We start from the raw sequence: 16,034 nt of genomic DNA on the forward strand, positions 1-16,034 counted from the left end.
GTCAGGCGACGCGCGGGTTTTCGCGAGACGTCTGCCAACGGCATCCCTCGTGGAACCGCGCCTTCGTCGCCGCAGTCCGGTTCACGCGACCCTGCCGATCGGCCACGCTGTGCTGCGGAGACTACACCACGCTCATGCGAGGGCTCCCGGTTCGAGAAGCGAGCGGTAGACGTCGAGATAGCCATCGACCATGCGCTCCACGCCGAAACGGGCGCGGGCTCGGGCGCCCACCGCCGACCGGTCGAGCGCCGCCGCGCGGTCGAGCACGGCGACGGCGCCCGCGACATCGTCGACGAGGTGGCCGGTGACGCCCTCCTCGACGATCTCCGGCATGGACCCGCGCCGATAGGCGACGACGGGAGTCCCGCAGGCCATCGCCTCGATGACGGAGAGGCCGAAGGGCTCGTCGAAGTGGATCGGATGCAGCAGCACGGCCGCCGATCCCAGCACGGCAGCTCGCTCGGCCGGCCCGACAGAGCCTCGGTACACGATCCGGTCGCCGTCCAGCCGCGGCTCGACCTCCTCGGCGAAGTAGGCGGCATCCTGCACGATCCCGCAGATGGTGAGCCGACGCCCGGACCGGTCCGCGATGTCGATCGCATCCGCGATGCCCTTGTCGGGATGGATCCGTCCGAAGACCACGAGGTCGTCGCCAGTCGCCGACACGATGTCCAACTTGGCCATGTCGATGCCATGGTGCACGGTCGCCGCATAGTCGAGGGCCGGGGAGCGATCGGCGTCGGAGATCGAGACGAACGCCGACGTCGAGCGCTCGTAGGCGGGCAGGATGGCATCCCCCGAGAAACCGTGGATCGTCGTGACCATCGGCGCGGCGAACCGGCCACTGAAGGCGAGCGGCAGCCAGTCGAGCTGGTTGTGCACGATGTCGAAGTCGGCCGAGAGCTCCAGCGCATGCGCGACGTGCAGCGCTTCCCACACCCGGCCGTCCATCGACGGATCCTCGGCATAGCCGTGGGGCGCGACGGACTCGAGCGCCGCCGCCGTCAGTGAGTCGCCGGTGGCGAACAGGGTGACGTCGACTCCGCGACGAACCAGACCTTCGGTCAGGAGACCGGTGACGCGTTCCCAGGGGCCGTAGTGTCGCGGCGGGGTGCGCCACGCGATCGGCCCGAGCATGGCCAGCCTCATCGGACCGGCCATGCGCGACGCGGGCGATCGGTCGACAACCCGAGCCTCCCGGTCAGCCCCGTTTGATGCCGGTGACGGCCTCGTTCTGGGCGGCGCGACTGCCCGCGGCCTTCTTGTCGGCCCTTGCGGTGCGCTTCTCCTTCAGCGTCTTCGACGGCGCGGTCTTGCCGCCTTCCTTACGCGTGGACTTCTCACCCATGGGTCTCGCTCCTCTGAGAGCCGCGGTGACCCTGTTGGCCTGACGCTACACCGGCAACCGGCCATCGCGGTCACTGCGGCGCCACACCTCGCGGATCGGGATCTCGCGCTGCAGGATGTTCGACGCGGCTCGGTGGCCCGAGCAGAGCGCGGCGGTCACCGTGGCAGGGTCATCCGTCCAGGTCGCCTCGCCGGCGAGGTGGAGGACTCCGCCGATGGGCGTCGACAGCTCGTCGTGGTCGGCCGTCGTCGAGCCGACGGTCATGTACGCGTACGAGCCGCGGGCGAAGGGGTCGTGCTGCCACGCGGTCGTGATCACGTGCGTCGGCTGCTCCGCCCGGTCGCCGTAGAGGCGCCGCAGCTGAGCGAGAACGGACTCGACCACGCGGTCCTCGTCCCAGTCGCGGGTCTCCACGGCCGCCGGCCCGGCGGCGAACGTGAGCAGGGTGGGTTCCCCGTGAAGCGCCGTGAGGTCATACCAGGAGTGCCACCAGCGGCTCTCCGGGCCCTGTTGCCGTATCGCGTACACGCCGTCGTCCCAGAACTTCGTCGCGAACCGCAGGAAGATCTTCTCGAAGGCGTTCATCGTCAGCCTGCTCAGCGCGCCCGCGACGGACTCCGGAAGCGGCGGCTCGATCACGAACTCGGCGGACTGCAGCACCCCGACGGGCACCGTCACCACGGCACTGTCCGCCGTCAGCGTGCCCAGCCCGGTGGTGACGGCCACCCCGTCGGCGCTCCACCGCACGTGCGAGACGACGTGCTGGAGGCGGATGTCGAGCCCGTCCGCGAGGCTTTCGGCGAGCCGGTCGTAGCCGTCGGGGAACACGACCTCGTCACCGTCGATCCAGTCGTCGTCGAGGCCGTGCGCCGCCAGGTCCTCGATCCACGCCCCGTACTGCTCCTCCGAGCGGTGCTCCAGGTACTCGCGCACACGCTGCGCCCGATCCTCGTCCCAGTCCTGAGCGGCGAGTGCGGCCTCCGTCGCGTCGCGGTAGGAGGCATCCGGCTCGGACTGCTCCACCACATGGACGAGCGCCGCATCGACGGCGCGGATGTCGTCGACGAAGCTGCGGGTCGCGGCATCCGCGAGTCGTCGTCCGTCAGGACCGTAGTACGCGATCGGGCGGCTGTCGGGCTGGTAGCCGCCGACGGTGAACTCGACCGTCGGCATGCCGAACGCGGTTGCGGCCGCGGCAACGGGGGAGTCGTCGATGCCGTGGATCCACGAGGCGCCGAGGTCGGTGACGCGTCCGCCGCTCCGATCGGTCCACACCCGTCCGCCGACGCGATCGCGGGCCTCGAGCACCACCACGCGCCGTCCGGCGTCCGCCAGCAGCCGGGCGGCGGTCAGGCCCGCCACTCCTGCGCCGACCACGATCGTGTCGATGTGATCCACCGTGCGCGCCTTCCTCGAGCCGGCTCAACCGTCCCGTGCTCCGACGCTATCGAGCGTGCGGCCGCCGCGCGACAGGATCCGCCCTACCGGGTGTCGGCGAGCGCGGTCATAATCGACAGGATGTCCGGACCAGGCGGTCAACCGGAGCTCCCGGAACCCGCGGCCGGCGCCTCGAGCGAGCAGGAGTCGTGAATGACCAAGTACCTGATCTCATTCCCCGGCGAGGCGATGGTCGTCCCCGACGGCGAATGGGACGACGTGGCCGCCGCATCGCGCGCGGTCATCGTCGAGGCCCAGGCCGCCGGGGTGTATGTGTTCGGCGGGGGGATCAACGAGGATGTCGATCCGGTGGTCGTCGCCGCCGACGGCTCGGTCTCCGCAGGCACCTATCCCGACGTGACCGTGCCGAACGGCGGCTACACGATCCTCGAGCTGCCGTCCCGCGCGGCGGCAGTGGAGTGGGCGGCGAAGATCGCCGTCGCGTGCCGATGCCCGCAGGAGCTGCGCGAGTTTCAGTACGACCCGATCTCCTGAGCCTCCAACCACACACTCACCGCCCGCGCAATGCCCTGGGCCGAGGCATCCGGCTGCCCTATCGTCCCGATGTGAGCCGAACGATGGAGGGGCCGACGCTATGTCTCGCAATGTGAGGGTGCTGCGCTGCACACCCGAGGACGTGTTCCAGGTGCTGGGAGACGGATGGCTGTATCCGTCCTGGGTCGTCGGGGCCTCGCGCATGCGCGAAGTCGATGAGGCCTGGCCGGCAGCGGGATCGAAGCTGCATCACTCGTTCGGAGTGTGGCCCGTGCTCATCGACGACAAGACGATCGTCGAGGAGTGCGAGCCGCCGCGGCGCATGGTGATGCGCGCCCGAGGCTGGCCGATCGGCGAGGCCCGGGTCACCATCGACGTCAAGCCGAGGGCCGAGGGCTGCGTGGTGCGCATCCAAGAGGAGGCGATCGCCGGGCCCGGGAAGATGCTTCCGGAGCAGCTGATCGACATCCCGCTGCACTGGCGCAACAATGAGACGCTGCACCGTCTCGCCTACCTTGCCGAGGGCATGGCGGTGCGCAAGACTGGCGCCAGCACCGCTGAGCAGGAGATGGCCGAGACGGGCGAGAGCGGAGCGACGGATACGTGACGGAGCACGGGCGACGCGGACGGGCGGGCATCGACGCCGTGATCGTGGGAGCGGGGCCGAACGGCCTCGCCGCGGCGGTCACGCTGGCTCGCGCCGGGTTGCAGGTGCGCGTGTACGAGCGCGCGGATCAGGCAGGCGGAGGCGCCGCCACGCGCGAGCTCACGTTGCCCGGATACCGGCACGACGTCTGCTCGGCCGTGCATCCGATGGCGTTCGAATCCCGGTTCTTCCGGGAGTTCGGACTGCGGGAGCGGGTGGAGTTCGTCACCCCCGAGGTCTCGTTCGCGCATCCCCTGGACGGCGGTCGCGCCGGCATCGCGTACCGCGACCTCGCACGCACGCGCGACGAACTCGGCCGCGACGGTCGCGCGTACGAACGCCTGATGCGGCCGCTCGTGGACCGGTCGACGGTCGTCGCCGACTTCACCGGCTCGTCGCTGCTGCGCATCCCGCCCGACCTCGTGACGGCGGTCGCGTTCGGTCTGCGGGCGCTGGAGCAGGGGAGTCCCGCCTGGAACGTCCGCTTCCGAGAGGACGCCGCGCCGGCCATGCTGACAGGCATCGCGGCGCACACGATCCTGTCGCAGCCGAGCATCGCCGCCGCGGGAGCCGGACTGGCGCTCGGCGCGTACGCGCACGCTCGAGGTTGGCCCATTCCCGTCGGAGGCAGCCAGGCGATCATCGACGCGATGGTCGCGGACCTGCAGGCGCACGGCGGAGAGCTCGTGCTCGACCATGACGTCGAATCGCTGGCGGAGCTTCCCGACGCGCGCGTCACGCTCCTGGACGTCACGCCTCGTGCGCTGCTGCGTCTGGCCGGTGAGACGCTGCCGCACCGTTACCGCGACGCGCTGGCCGGCTTCCGCTACGGCGGCGGCGTCGCGAAGGTCGACTTCGCGCTGAGCGACCCCGTCCCGTGGACCAATCCCGAGGTGCGGCGCGCGGGCACCGTGCACGTCGGGGGGACGCGCGCCGAGGTGGCGACTGCCGAGAACGAGGTGAACGCCGGCCGCCTGCCCGATCAGCCGTACGTGCTCGCGTCGCAGCCGACGATCTTCGACCCCGGTCGCGCACCTTCCGGTCGGCACACCCTCTGGACATACACGCACGTGCCCGCGGGCAGCGCGGACGATCGGCAGGAGGCGGTGACCCGCCAGATCGAGCGGTTCGCCCCCGGCTTCCGCGACACGATCCTGGCCGCGAACTCCCGCGATGCCGTCGAGGTCGAGCGGCACAACCCGAACTACCCGGGAGGCGATATCGCCGCCGGCGCTCCGACGCTCTGGCAGATGTTCCGCCGGCCGGTTCTCCGCACCGACCCCTGGCGCACCCCGATCCCCGGCGTGTACCTCGCCTCGGCATCCGCCGCCCCCGGCCCCGGGGTCCACGGACTCGTCGGGTGGTTCGCAGCCCAGAGTGCGCTGCGCCACGATTTCGGGACCCGGGCGCTGCCCGACCTGTCCCCCCGGGGCTGAGCTCCTCCCAATCTCTCGCCGAACCGGAGATGTCAAGGGGCCAGAGCAAGATCGGGACGCCTTCTACGGTCGAGGCATGAACCCCGACGACAAGACACGCTACGCGGCAGGCGAGAACGACGAAGGCCCGCCGCCACCGCGCACGAACCTCTCCGAGCAGGAGTCGCTGCGCAAGGACATGAGCTACAGCCCCGGGAGCGAGACCGAGACACAGCAGAAGCAGGACGATCCGCTCCCCGACACCATCGATGACGACATCGACGCCGCCGACGTGAGGGTGGTGCCCGGAACGGGCGGTCCCGATGACGTCGGCGATGTCGACGTGGATCCCGACGACCTCAATCTCCCGGGCCGCGGGCAGGGCTCGCCGTGACGAGTCCCCAGCCCGTCGTGGTGATCACGGGGGCCTCCAGCGGCATCGGACGCGCGACCGCCCAGGCCTATGCCCGTCGCGGTGCTCGCCTCGTGCTCGCATCGCGCAGCCGTGCCGCCCTCGAGACCGTCGCCCAAGAGTGCCGTGCCCTCGGCGGCGAGGCGATGGTGGTGCCGACGGACGTCTCTCACGAAGGCGAGCTTCGAGCGCTGGCTGCCGCGGCGGTCGCCGAGTACGGCCGCATCGACGTGTGGGTGGGGAACGCAGGCGTCTTCAGCTACGGCGCTTTCGAGCAGATCCCCTCGCGGACGTTCCGGCAGATCATCGAGACCAACCTGATGGGTCAGATCAGCGGCGCCCGTGCCGTGCTGCCGTACTTCCGCCGGCAGGGCAACGGAGCGCTCGTCCTCGTGGCGTCGCTCTACTCTCGCGTCAGCTCCCCGCTGATCGCGCCCTACGTGACGAGCAAGTGGGGCCTCCTCGGGTTCGCCGAGGTTCTGCGCGCCGAGCTCCGGGGATCGGGCATCCGCGTCCGCGTCATCCTCCCCTCCACGATCGACACGCCCATCTACCAGAACTCGGCGAACATCACCGGCCGCCAGGTGCACGCGCTGCCGCCGGCCGTCTCACCGGGACATGTCGCGCGCGCGATCATGCGCGCCCCGCACCGCCGCCGGTTCGCGACATCGGTGGGGCAGGTGCAGCGGAGCGTCATCGTGCTGCACCGGTCCTCGCCGCGCGTCTGGGACGCCGTGACGCGCTTCGCAAAAGACAAGCTCGAACTGCGCGGGGGCAGCGCGCGGCTGTCGGACGGGACCGTTTTCGAGCCCCGCCCCGAGGCGCAGCCGGTCACCGGCGGATGGCGCGCGCCCGGTCTGCGCCTCGCCGTGCTGACGCTGATCGCCGCCGCTGCGGGCCTCGTTGTCGCAGGCCGGCGCACCGAGACCCGCTGAGACCGTCGTGGGCGGGCATCGCTCGCCCACGACGGCTGCCTGAGCCGGTCAGCGGCGACTCAGCGGAATCCCTCGGCCTGCTTGCGCTCGTCGGCCACCCGCACGCCGTAGTGGTACGCCAGCTTTCCGCCGAGCCATCCGGACACGCCCAGCGCCGCGAGTCCCACGAGGCTGAGGATGAATCCCAGGATGCTCACCTCATCGTCGTCGTCCGCAGACCACCGCACGAGGAGGTTGATGACGAACAGGGCGGTGACGAAGAGGTTCAGCGCCATGTGGATGGTGGCGGTCTTGCGGGCCGCGGTGCCGCGAGCGAGCTGGAGGTAGTCGAGGAACCCGACCACGGCCGCCAGCACCGCCCCGATCAGCCCGATCAGGATCAGCACCCGCGCCGCGATGACATACGGCTCGGGGTCGTCCGCCGCGAAGCCGATGATGTCGAACACCAGGCTCGCCACCCAGGCGCCGATCGGGATGGTCACGAGAATCGGATGGAACGGGTGCCCGTAGGGTCCGGCGATGATCGAGCGGGGCTGTTTGGCCCGGTCCATCGGGGTTCCTTCGCTCATGTCGTCACTTCCTCTTCTCGGATGAGGGCGTCATCGCGGCATCCGGGTCGTCGTCGTCATCGTCGTCGTGCTGTTCTCGGATGCGGCGCCCCTCCTCGATGTCCTGCTTCTCCTTCTCGGCCGCCTTGTCGCTCTTGCGGGTGTCGCGAGGCGGGAGCTGGATGTCCTCCTCCGCCGCGATGCCCGCCTGCAGCTGCCGCCCGCGCTCGAGCTCGGCGTCGAACTCCGCACCGAACAGGAGCGCCAGGTTGGCGATCCACAGCCACAGCAGGAAGATGACGATGCCCGCGAGCGAGCCGTACGTGCGGTCGTAGTTCGAGAAGTTCGTCACGTAGAGCGCGAACGCCGTCGTCGCGATCGCGAGCACGATGATGGCGAGCAGTGCACCGATGCTGATCCAGCGGAACTTCGGCTGCTTCGCGTTCGGCGTCGCGTAGTAGAGGATCGCGATGATCAGGACCACCACGAGCGCGAGCACGGGCCATTTGGCGATATCCCAGACCGTGGTGACGACCTCGCCGAGACCGAGCGCCTGACCGATGGCATCGGTCACGGGCCCGCTGACGACGAGCAGCACCAGCGCCGCCGTGACCAGGATCACGGTGATGACGGTGACCAGCAGCTGCATCGGGCGCAGCTTCCAGAACGGCCTGCCCTCCTCGATCTCGTAGATGCGGTTCATGGCGCGAGCGAACGCGCCGACGTATCCCGAAGCCGACCAGATCGCGAGCACGATTCCGGAGATCAGGGCGAACCCCGCGGCGGGGGAGGACGCCAGCTGCTCGATCGGACCGCGCAGCGCCTCTGCGGTGTCGCCTGGCGCGACCGATCCGACGATCTCGAGCACCGAGTCGGCGGCGTCCTGACCCTGTCCGAGGACACCGAGCAGGGAGAACACGGCGATCAGGCCGGGGAAGAACGACAGGACCCCGTAGTACGTGAGCGCGGCGGCGATGTCGGTGCACTCGTCGTCCGAGAACTCGCGCACCGTCTTGCCGAAGACGTACTTCCAGGAGCGCTTCTCGATGTCCTTCGGCGAGTCCGGCTTGGACTCGTGCTCGGGGTCCGGAGCTGCCTTGGCATCGCCCCGAGCCGAGGTGTCGGTGGTCATGTGCGGTCTCCTCGTGTCGCCGACGGCCGAGCGCGAGAAGCGCCCGTCCCTCAGTGAAACGCGCGGAGTCGAAGTTGCGAGGGGGGTTGCGCCGGCCCGGGATGCTGTGGCATTGACGACCGCCGGCTCAGTGGTCGGGCCGGGGACGCGCCCCCGTCAGGGCCAGCAGGCTCTCGAGGCCTGCCGGCGTGCCCGGCCAGTGCCGGGCGACCGCGTCCGCCCCGGCGTGACGGATGGCGAACCGCAGGGCGATCGCCACCACGATGGCGTCGTCGGCGAATCCGATGACGGGGATGAAGTCGGGGATGAGGTCGATGGGCAGCAGCAGATAGCCGAGGAGGCCGAGCAGCCACCACCGAGTGCTTCGAGAGATTGATGGGTCACCAGCGAGGCGCTTGAGCAGACGCACCACGTCAGGACCCAGCCGGAGGATGGCACGCCAGTCCATGGTCCTGCCGGATCGGGCCTGCTGAACCCAGAGCGCGACGGCGAGCGCGATCCACAGGAGCAGGAGCCCGCCTAAGACGCCGAGCACCACGATCAGCCACTCCGGCAACGGATGCTCCTCAGCCGATCACGCTCTCGCGGCCCTCGCCCGCCGAGGTCGGGTCGGGGAGGCGGCGCATGCGAAAGGCGTTCAGCACACCAGCGGCCGAAGCGACGATCGGCACCAGCAGGGCGATCTGAAGCGCGAAGGGCCCGGCTTCGCTGTTGATGCGGAGGATCTCGTCAGCCACCTCCGGCGGCTCGTCGGCCAGCAGCGCCTCGAGTCCGGTGTTGGACATGAGTTCGGCGTCCTCCTCGAGGACCGCGGCGACCTGGGTCTGCTGCTCGGCATCGAGGACCGGACTGGCGTACGCGAGCGAGGTGAAGGTGGCGGCCAGGGCGGCCAGCATGATCGCGCCGGCGAACGCCAGGCCGAACGAGAGTCCGAACGACCCGGCCGCGGAGTTGACGCCCGCCGCCTCGCTGACCCGCTCCTCGGCGATCGGGGAGAGCGTGAAGTTGTTGAGCTGCGACACGAGCAGCCCGAGTCCGCAGCCGCTGATGATGAGGGGGATCGTCAGGTACCAGCCGCTGTCGGCGATGGGGACGAGGGGGACGAGCGCGATCAGGCCGAGGAGCGCGAGCAGGAATCCCCAGAGGATCAGGTTGGCGGGACGCCCGCCCGCCCTGCGCCCGGCGAGGATGGCGACGGCGAACATGCTCAGCGACAGGGGAGCGATCGAGATGCCGGCCCACAGCGCGTTGTACTCGAGCACCATCTGCAGGTACAGGGGCAGCACGATCATCGTGCCGCCGAGCGTGACCTGCTGCAGCAGCTGACCGGTCGCCCCCGTGCGGAACATCTTCGACCGGAACAGCTCGGGGTCGAGGAGCGTGGCCTTCTGCCGGCGCTTGCGTGCCACGAGCCAGCCGGCGAGACCTGCCAGCGAGACCGCGCCGACGGCGATCGTGAGGCCGACGTACGCGGCGCCCTCCTGCCACAGCAGGATCCCGAGCACGACGCCGCCCATGCCGACGACGGAGAGGCCGGCGCCGACGAGATCGATCGAGCGCTTGCCGGTGAAGGGGACGTCCTTGACCAGCGGAGCGCCGATGAGCACGATGCCGATGATCACGGCCTCGAGGAGGAACCCGACGCGCCAGGAGAGGAACGTGGTGATCGCGCCGCCGATGAGCGGGCCGACGGCGGCGGCGATCGCGGCCGACGCGCCCACCAGCGCGTAGACCCGCTTCTGGTGGGCCCCGCTGAAGTTCCCGTGGATGAGCGACTGCATCGACGGCAGGAGCAGCGACGCGCCGAGCCCGCCGATGATCGCCCAGAAGATGATCACGGCCGTGATGTCGTTGGCGAGCGTCATGGCGATCGCGCCGATCGCGTAGCCGATGAGCCCGAGGATGTAGGCGAGCTTGCGACCGATCAGGTCGCCGGTCTTGCCGCCGATGAGGATGAACGCCGCCGACACGAGTGCCTCCAGCGCGATGGCGCCCTGCACGGCACTGGCGGTCGTGCCCAGGTCGTGCACGACCGCAGAGATCGAGACGTTCATGAGCGACGTGTCCACCACGAGGACGAACATCGCCATGGCCAGCAGCAGGGCGAGCTTGCCGTTGAAAGGTGGCGCGGTCGGGTCAGCCGTCATGGCGCACAGTCAACCAGACCGTGGTGACCCGCCAGATCACCCCGCCGGGGTGAGCACATCCTGCGCTGAGCTCAGGACTTCGGCCACTCGATCAGGAGCAGCCCCTGCTTCGTGTCGGCGAGCTTCACCCAGCCGGCCGCGAAAAGGTAGGTCATGCCGTAGCCCTCGTCGTCGACCGCGATGGTCGTCTCCTTGGGCTCGGTGATGTACACGCCCTCGGCGGACTCTTCGCGCACCCAGCCCTCGCCGACGAGCGCCGCTTGTGCCGGGGCCGCGTCCTCTTCGGAGATCGGAGCCCATCCGAAGATCTGCAGGTGATCGCCGGCCGGGCCTTCGAAGTCCGCCCACACGCACTGCACGCCGTGCTCGAGCTCGAGGTCGCCGAGGTAGAACTTCTCCGCCTGGGCCGACCAGCCGATGCTCTCGAAGTCCGCGACGATGTCTTCGCCGATGAGGGTCTCGCACGTCGGGTCCTCCTCGGCGCCGGCGTCGGCCGTCGGCGTGGCGGTGGACTCGGGCGGCGGCGCGGTGGGCGTGCCGGCGATCGTCTCGTCCGGCTGCACGGCAGGCGGGGCCTGGGACGCGCACGCGGTCGCGAGGAACGCCGTCAGCGCGATGACGAGGGCAGCGCCGAGACGGTGTCGTGAGGGGAACATCGTGTGCGGTCTCCGGGGGAGGGGATCGTGAGTGGGGGAGGTCAGACGGAGTGGAGGAGCTGCAGGAAGTCGTCGTGGAGGAGGCCGTTGGTGGCGAGTGCGGAGCGATCGGAGAGCGAGTGGCTGCCGTCGAAGGCCGTGAAGCGCCCGCCGGCCTCGGAGATGATGGGCACGAGCGCGGCGATGTCGTACTCTTTCACGCCGAACTCGGCGACGAACTCGAGCCGGCCCTCCGCCAGGAGCATGTACGGCCAGGTGTCGCCATAGCCGCGATCGCGCCACACGGAGCTCGTCAGGCGCTCGAGGGCGTCGAGCTGACCGGCATCCCGCCACTGCCCGATGCTCTGGAAGCTCACGCTCGATTCGGCGATCGTGCCCACGGACGAGACCGAGAGGCGCTTCGGCTCGCCGGCGGGTGTGTTCGTCCATGACCCGAGGCCGGTGGCCCCCCACCAGCGACGACCGAGCGCGGGCTGGCTCGCGACGCCGACCCGCGGCACGCCGTCGATCGACAGGGCGATGAGCGTCGTCCACATCGGGATGCCCTTGAGGTAGTTCGCGGTCCCGTCGATCGGATCGATGATCCACTGGCGGTGGGAGTCGCCGGTGACGCCGTACTCCTCGCCGAAGACGCTGTCGGTGGGGCGCTCCGCCTCGAGCAGCGCGCGGATCGCCCGCTCGGTGGCCAGGTCGGCCTCGGTCACGTGCGAGGCATCCGCTTTGGTGCTGATCTCGAGATCGGCGGCATCGAAACGGCTCATGGATGCCGCATCCGCCGCATCCGCGAGCCGCAGCGCGAGCTGCAGATCGGCACGGAGGTCGCCCTCGTACGGCGCGTCGAAGGATGGCGTCGAGGAGGGGGAGGTCACGGTCCCAAGGATATCCGGCGGGATGCCGCCTCGATTTCCGGGTGACGCAATCGTGATGCTAATGTTGACCCTCGGTTCGCCTCATGCGGATCACGCACCTCTAGCTCAATCGGCAGAGCAACTGACTCTTAATCAGTGGGTTCTGGGTTCAAGTCCCAGGGGGTGCACCCACGAAGAACGGGCGGTCCTCTCGGACCGCCCGTTCTCGCTTTTCCGGCTTCGCGGGGCACGGCCTCGCGTCCCGATTCGGTAACGACGGGCTGCGGCATCCCTCATCGACTTGCATTCCGCCATGTCGTTTCCTAGATTTGCGAATACCTGAATCACGTTTCAGGTATGCCCTCCCTCCGGGCACGAGAACCTTCCAATGGTGAAAGGCACGCACATGCGGGTTACGAAGAAGTTGCTCCTGGGCTCCGTGGTCGCCACGGCCGCCCTTGTTCTGGCGGCGTGCGCGCCGCAGGCCACGACGGGCGGCGACCCGACCGATGACGGCGCCGCCGCCGAGGTCACAGTGGGCATCGTCACGAGCGAGACCGGGCCGCTCGCCGGCTACGGCAAGCAGTACCTCGACGCGTTCAAGGCGGGCCTCGACTACGCGACCGACGGCACCGGCGAGGTCGACGGCACGACCATCAACGTCGAGTACAAGGACGATGCCGGAGACCCCGACAAGGCCGTGACCGTCGTCAAGGAGCTCATCGGCGAAGGCGTCCAGATCATCGCCGGCACCGCGGCATCGGGCGTCGCTCTCGCGGTCGCCGAGCAGGCGGAGCAGAACCAGGTGCTGTACATCTCGGGTCCCGCCGCCGCGGACGCCATCACCGGCATCAACGACTACACGTTCCGCTCGGGCCGACAGAGCGCCCAGGACGTCGCCACCGCGGGGACGTTCCTCGACGACGTCGACGGCAAGACCATCGCGGTGTTCGCCCAGGACAACGCCTTCGGTCAGGGCAACGTCGCCGCGGTCGAGGCGATCCTCGGCGGCCAGGGCGCGACGGTCGCCCCGGTGCTCGTCGCCGAGGACGCCACCGAGTTCACGCCGTTCGCGCAGCAGATCCTGGCAACCTCGCCCGACCTGGTGTTCGTCGCGTGGGCCGGTGCGACCTCGGGTGCGATGTGGCAGGCGCTCAGCCAGCAGGGCGTGCTCGACGACATCCCGGTCGTCACGGGTCTCGGCGACTCCGCCACTTTCGGGGCATACGGCGAGGCATCCGAGAAGATCAACTTCCTCAACCACTACTTCCCGGGCGCTCCCGACAACGAGGTGAACACCGCCATGGTGGAGGCACTCGAGGGTGCCGGCACGACGGCGGACCTGTTCAGCCCCGACGGCTTCAACGCGGCGATCATGATCGTCCACGCCATCCAGGAGGGTCAGGGCGATGTCGACGCGATGGTCGACGCGCTCGAGGGATTCGAGTTCGAGGGGCCCAAGGGCACCATGACGGTGCGCGAGGGCGACCACGCGCTGATCCAGGAGATGTACCAGGTCAAGCTCGTCGCCGACGGCGACGTGTTCGCCCCCGAGCTCGTCGACACGGTCTCGGCCGACGACGTCGCTCCGGCCGAAGCCGAATAGGTCGGGACGGCACACACCGATGAGCACCCCTGTCCCGTCCGCGCCGGTCGAGTCACCCGCCGCACCGCGGCGCGGCTCGCACCTCAAGGTCGAAGGCCTCGGCCTGCAGATCGGCGGCGCGACGATTCTGAAGGATGTCGAACTGGATGTCGCCGCGGGCTCGCTCGTGGGCGTCATCGGGCCCAACGGAGCCGGCAAGACCACGCTGTTCAACGTGGTCTCCGGCCTCATGAAGCCCACCGCCGGCAAGATCCTGCTCGACGGCGACGACATCACGACGGCGTCCGTTCCCTCCAGGGCGCGGGCGGGACTGGGGCGGACCTTCCAGACCTCGAGCCTGTTCCCTCGGCTCTCGGTGCTCGAGAACGTGCGTCTCGCGGCCCAGGTGTCGCTCGGCGGCTCCGCGTCGCTGCTGCGCTTCCCCAGGCGAGCGGATGCCGCGACCGACCTCGCGCTCGCCAAGCTCGAGGCCGTCGGGCTCGCTCACAAGCGCGACTTCGCCGCCGGCGACATCTCGCACGGCGACAAGCGCAAGCTCGAGATTGCGGTGCTGCTGGCCACGGAGACCAGCATCGTGCTGCTCGACGAGCCCATGGCCGGCGTGGGGTCGGGCGACGTGCCCGGGCTCGTCGACAACATCCGCGACCTGCACCGCGAGAAGGGCTGCACCGTCCTCATGGTGGAGCACCACATCGATGTGCTCATGGGACTCGTCGACAAGGTCGCCGTCATGTACTTCGGCTCGATCATCGCCTACGACACGCCGCAGAACGTCATGGCCGATCCGCTCGTCCAGAGCGCCTACCTCGGGACGGGAACGGCATGACCGGCGAACCGATCCTCACGGTGACGGGGCTGCGCTGCACGATCGGCGGGCAGCAGGTCGTCGAGGACGTCTCGTTCGAGATGCCGGCGATCGGCATCACGGCGGTCCTCGGCCGCAACGGCGTGGGCAAGACCTCGACGCTCCGCGGCATCCTGGGGCTCATACAGCGACGCGGCGAGGTGCGCCTCGCCGGAGAGCGCATCGACGGGCAGCCCACGCACCGGATCGTGCGCCGCGGCGTGGGGTACGTCCCCGAGGACCGCGAGATCTTCTCCAAGCTCACGGTCGCCGAGAACCTGGCGCTCGCCGAGCGTCAGCGCGCACCGCGCCGCGAGTTCGTGGCCGAGCTGTTCCCCGACCTCGTCGCGCGCCGCGACCAGCTTGCCGGCACGCTGTCGGGCGGCCAGCAGCAGATGGTGTCGGTGGCGCGCGCGCTGATCAACGACAACCGCCTGCTGCTCGTGGACGAGCCCACCAAGGGCCTCGCCCCGAAGATCGTGGCCGAGGTCGCCGACGCGCTCGCCGAGGCGGCCAAGACCGTGCCCATCCTGCTCGTCGAGCAGAACCTCGAGGTCGTGCGGCGGCTCGCCGACACCGCCATCGTCATCGGCGGCGGCCGGGTCGTCCACACCGGCAAGGCCCGCGAGATCCTCGACGACGAAGAGCTCACCCGCCGGCTGCTGGGAGTCCACGCGGAGGCCCGCGCATGAGCACCCTCGTCCTCACTCTCATCACCGGCGTCGGACTCGGCGCCCTCTACTTCCTCGTCGCGAGCGGCCTGAGCCTCATCTACGGGCTCATGCACGTGCTGAACTTCGCGCACGGCGCCTTCCTGACGCTGAGCGCATTTGCGGGCTGGATGGTCGCCCAGGCCCTCGGCACCGAATCCTGGGGCTCCTTCCTGCTGTCCGTGCTCGTGGGTGCCGGCGTCGGGGCGGTGTTCGCCACGCTGACCGAGCTCGTGCTCATCCGCCCGCTGTACGAGCGGCACATCGAGCAGGTGCTCGTGACCGTCGGGCTCTCGTTCGCCGCGGTCGCGCTGTTCGAGGGCATCTGGGGGACCGACCCCATCCACGTCACCGGGCCGCCCTGGCTGAAACAGACGACCGAGGTCCTCGGCGCCCGCATCCCCAACACCTACTGGGTGCTGATGGTCGCCGCGGTGCTGGTGCTCGCCGCTCTCGTGCTGTTCCTCAAGAAGACGCGCTACGGCATGATCATCCGCGCAGGCGTCGAGAACCGCTCGATGGTCACCGCACTCGGGATCGACGTCCGCCGCTCGTTCACCCTGGTGTTCGCGATCGGCGGGGCAGCGGCCGGCATCGGGGGAGTGCTCGCGATGCACTACTCCACCTTCGTCTCGGCCCACCTCGGCGGCACGCTCCTGATCTTCGCGTTCATCGTCACCGTGGTCGGCGGCCTCGGCTCCCTCACCGGGGCGGCCGTGGCATCCGTTCTCGTCGCCGTGCTGCAGCAGTTCGCGAACTTCTATCTCGGCGGAACGGGCGACTTCATCGTCGTGATCCTCCTCGCCCTCGTGCTGCTGGTGCGCCCGGCCGGACTCCTCGGGAAGAAGGCCTGAC

18 protein-coding genes and 1 tRNA gene are annotated in these 16,034 nt (G+C 69.7%); 10 read left to right on the plus strand and 9 right to left on the minus strand.

The features are described 5' to 3' along the window. Positions 1-132: 132 nt before the first annotated feature. From SOM19_RS07785 to SOM19_RS07795, 3 genes are all read right to left on the minus strand, one after another. Positions 133-1,137 carry a glycosyltransferase family 4 protein gene (locus tag SOM19_RS07785; RefSeq protein WP_320485965.1) on the minus strand — a complete coding sequence of 335 codons (1,005 nt, stop codon included), beginning with the start codon at positions 1,135-1,137 and terminating at the stop codon, positions 133-135. Positions 1,138-1,201: 64 nt separating this feature from the next. After that, positions 1,202-1,348 carry a hypothetical protein gene (locus SOM19_RS07790; RefSeq protein ID WP_320485966.1) on the minus strand — a complete coding sequence of 49 codons (147 nt, stop codon included), beginning with the start codon at positions 1,346-1,348 and terminating at the stop codon, positions 1,202-1,204. 45 nt (positions 1,349-1,393) lie between these two features. After that, the gene (locus SOM19_RS07795) at positions 1,394-2,746 is read right to left on the minus strand and encodes a flavin monoamine oxidase family protein (protein ID WP_320485967.1); all 1,353 of its coding nucleotides are present in this window, start codon (positions 2,744-2,746) and stop codon (positions 1,394-1,396) included. Between the two features lie 192 nt (positions 2,747-2,938). On the opposite strand from SOM19_RS07795, the gene SOM19_RS07800 reads away from it, so the two are divergent. The 5 genes from SOM19_RS07800 to SOM19_RS07820 all read left to right on the plus strand — a co-directional run bounded on the left by SOM19_RS07800 (position 2,939) and on the right by SOM19_RS07820 (position 6,688). Continuing rightward, a complete protein-coding gene (locus SOM19_RS07800) occupies positions 2,939-3,280 on the plus strand; it encodes a YciI family protein (protein WP_320485968.1) in 342 nt (113 codons plus the stop codon). A 100-nt stretch (positions 3,281-3,380) separates the two neighbouring features. Next, positions 3,381-3,887, plus strand: a complete 507-nt coding sequence (locus SOM19_RS07805) for an SRPBCC family protein (protein ID WP_320485969.1) — start codon at positions 3,381-3,383, stop codon at positions 3,885-3,887. Next, a complete protein-coding gene (locus tag SOM19_RS07810) occupies positions 3,884-5,362 on the plus strand; it encodes a phytoene desaturase family protein (RefSeq protein ID WP_320485970.1) in 1,479 nt (492 codons plus the stop codon). The genes SOM19_RS07805 and SOM19_RS07810 overlap by 4 nt, the downstream gene beginning before the upstream one ends. A gap of 76 nt (positions 5,363-5,438) precedes the next feature. Next, positions 5,439-5,735 (plus strand): hypothetical protein, encoded by a 297-nt coding sequence (locus SOM19_RS07815; RefSeq protein ID WP_320485971.1) that lies wholly within the window; start codon positions 5,439-5,441, stop codon positions 5,733-5,735. Next, positions 5,732-6,688, plus strand: a complete 957-nt coding sequence (locus tag SOM19_RS07820; RefSeq protein ID WP_320485972.1) for an SDR family NAD(P)-dependent oxidoreductase — start codon at positions 5,732-5,734, stop codon at positions 6,686-6,688. Before SOM19_RS07815 ends, SOM19_RS07820 begins: the two co-directional genes overlap by 4 nt. 59 nt (positions 6,689-6,747) lie before the next feature. On the opposite strand, the gene SOM19_RS07825 is transcribed toward SOM19_RS07820, so the two are convergent. The 6 genes from SOM19_RS07825 to SOM19_RS07850 form a co-directional block, all read right to left on the minus strand. Beyond that, the gene (locus SOM19_RS07825; protein WP_320485973.1) at positions 6,748-7,257 is read right to left on the minus strand and encodes a DUF2231 domain-containing protein; all 510 of its coding nucleotides are present in this window, start codon (positions 7,255-7,257) and stop codon (positions 6,748-6,750) included. Between the two features lie 4 nt (positions 7,258-7,261). Next, positions 7,262-8,368, minus strand: a complete 1,107-nt coding sequence (locus tag SOM19_RS07830) for a YihY/virulence factor BrkB family protein (RefSeq protein ID WP_320485974.1) — start codon at positions 8,366-8,368, stop codon at positions 7,262-7,264. 127 nt (positions 8,369-8,495) lie between these two features. After that, on the minus strand, positions 8,496-8,924 hold the full coding sequence (locus SOM19_RS07835; protein WP_320485975.1) for a YkvA family protein: 429 nt from the start codon (positions 8,922-8,924) through the stop codon (positions 8,496-8,498). Between the two features lie 10 nt (positions 8,925-8,934). Further along, complete coding sequence (locus SOM19_RS07840) at positions 8,935-10,515, minus strand: MFS transporter (protein ID WP_320485976.1); 1,581 nt, start codon at positions 10,513-10,515, stop codon at positions 8,935-8,937. A 71-nt stretch (positions 10,516-10,586) separates the two neighbouring features. Continuing rightward, positions 10,587-11,171 (minus strand): hypothetical protein, encoded by a 585-nt coding sequence (locus SOM19_RS07845; protein WP_320485977.1) that lies wholly within the window; start codon positions 11,169-11,171, stop codon positions 10,587-10,589. A gap of 41 nt (positions 11,172-11,212) precedes the next feature. Then, positions 11,213-12,040, minus strand: coding sequence for an inositol monophosphatase family protein (locus SOM19_RS07850; RefSeq protein ID WP_320485978.1), 828 nt, complete (start codon positions 12,038-12,040; stop codon positions 11,213-11,215). A gap of 94 nt (positions 12,041-12,134) precedes the next feature. Between SOM19_RS07850 and SOM19_RS07855 the strand changes: the two genes are divergently transcribed. The 5 genes from SOM19_RS07855 to SOM19_RS07875 all read left to right on the plus strand — a co-directional run bounded on the left by SOM19_RS07855 (position 12,135) and on the right by SOM19_RS07875 (position 16,033). Next, positions 12,135-12,207: transfer RNA gene (locus SOM19_RS07855), tRNA-Lys, on the plus strand. Between the two features lie 218 nt (positions 12,208-12,425). Continuing rightward, positions 12,426-13,625 carry a substrate-binding domain-containing protein gene (locus SOM19_RS07860; RefSeq protein WP_320486690.1) on the plus strand — a complete coding sequence of 400 codons (1,200 nt, stop codon included), beginning with the start codon at positions 12,426-12,428 and terminating at the stop codon, positions 13,623-13,625. Positions 13,626-13,644: 19 nt separating this feature from the next. After that, positions 13,645-14,451: an ABC transporter ATP-binding protein gene (locus SOM19_RS07865; RefSeq protein ID WP_320485979.1), complete on the plus strand. Its 807-nt coding sequence runs from the start codon at positions 13,645-13,647 to the stop codon at positions 14,449-14,451. Next, a complete protein-coding gene (locus SOM19_RS07870) occupies positions 14,448-15,161 on the plus strand; it encodes an ABC transporter ATP-binding protein (RefSeq protein WP_320485980.1) in 714 nt (237 codons plus the stop codon). The genes SOM19_RS07865 and SOM19_RS07870 overlap by 4 nt, the downstream gene beginning before the upstream one ends. Further along, positions 15,158-16,033, plus strand: coding sequence for a branched-chain amino acid ABC transporter permease (locus SOM19_RS07875; RefSeq protein WP_320485981.1), 876 nt, complete (start codon positions 15,158-15,160; stop codon positions 16,031-16,033). The genes SOM19_RS07870 and SOM19_RS07875 overlap by 4 nt, the downstream gene beginning before the upstream one ends. Position 16,034: the final 1 nt, after the last annotated feature.

The organism is Microbacterium sp. CFBP9034, from assembly GCF_034045255.1.
Lineage (GTDB): Bacteria > Actinomycetota > Actinomycetes > Actinomycetales > Microbacteriaceae > Microbacterium.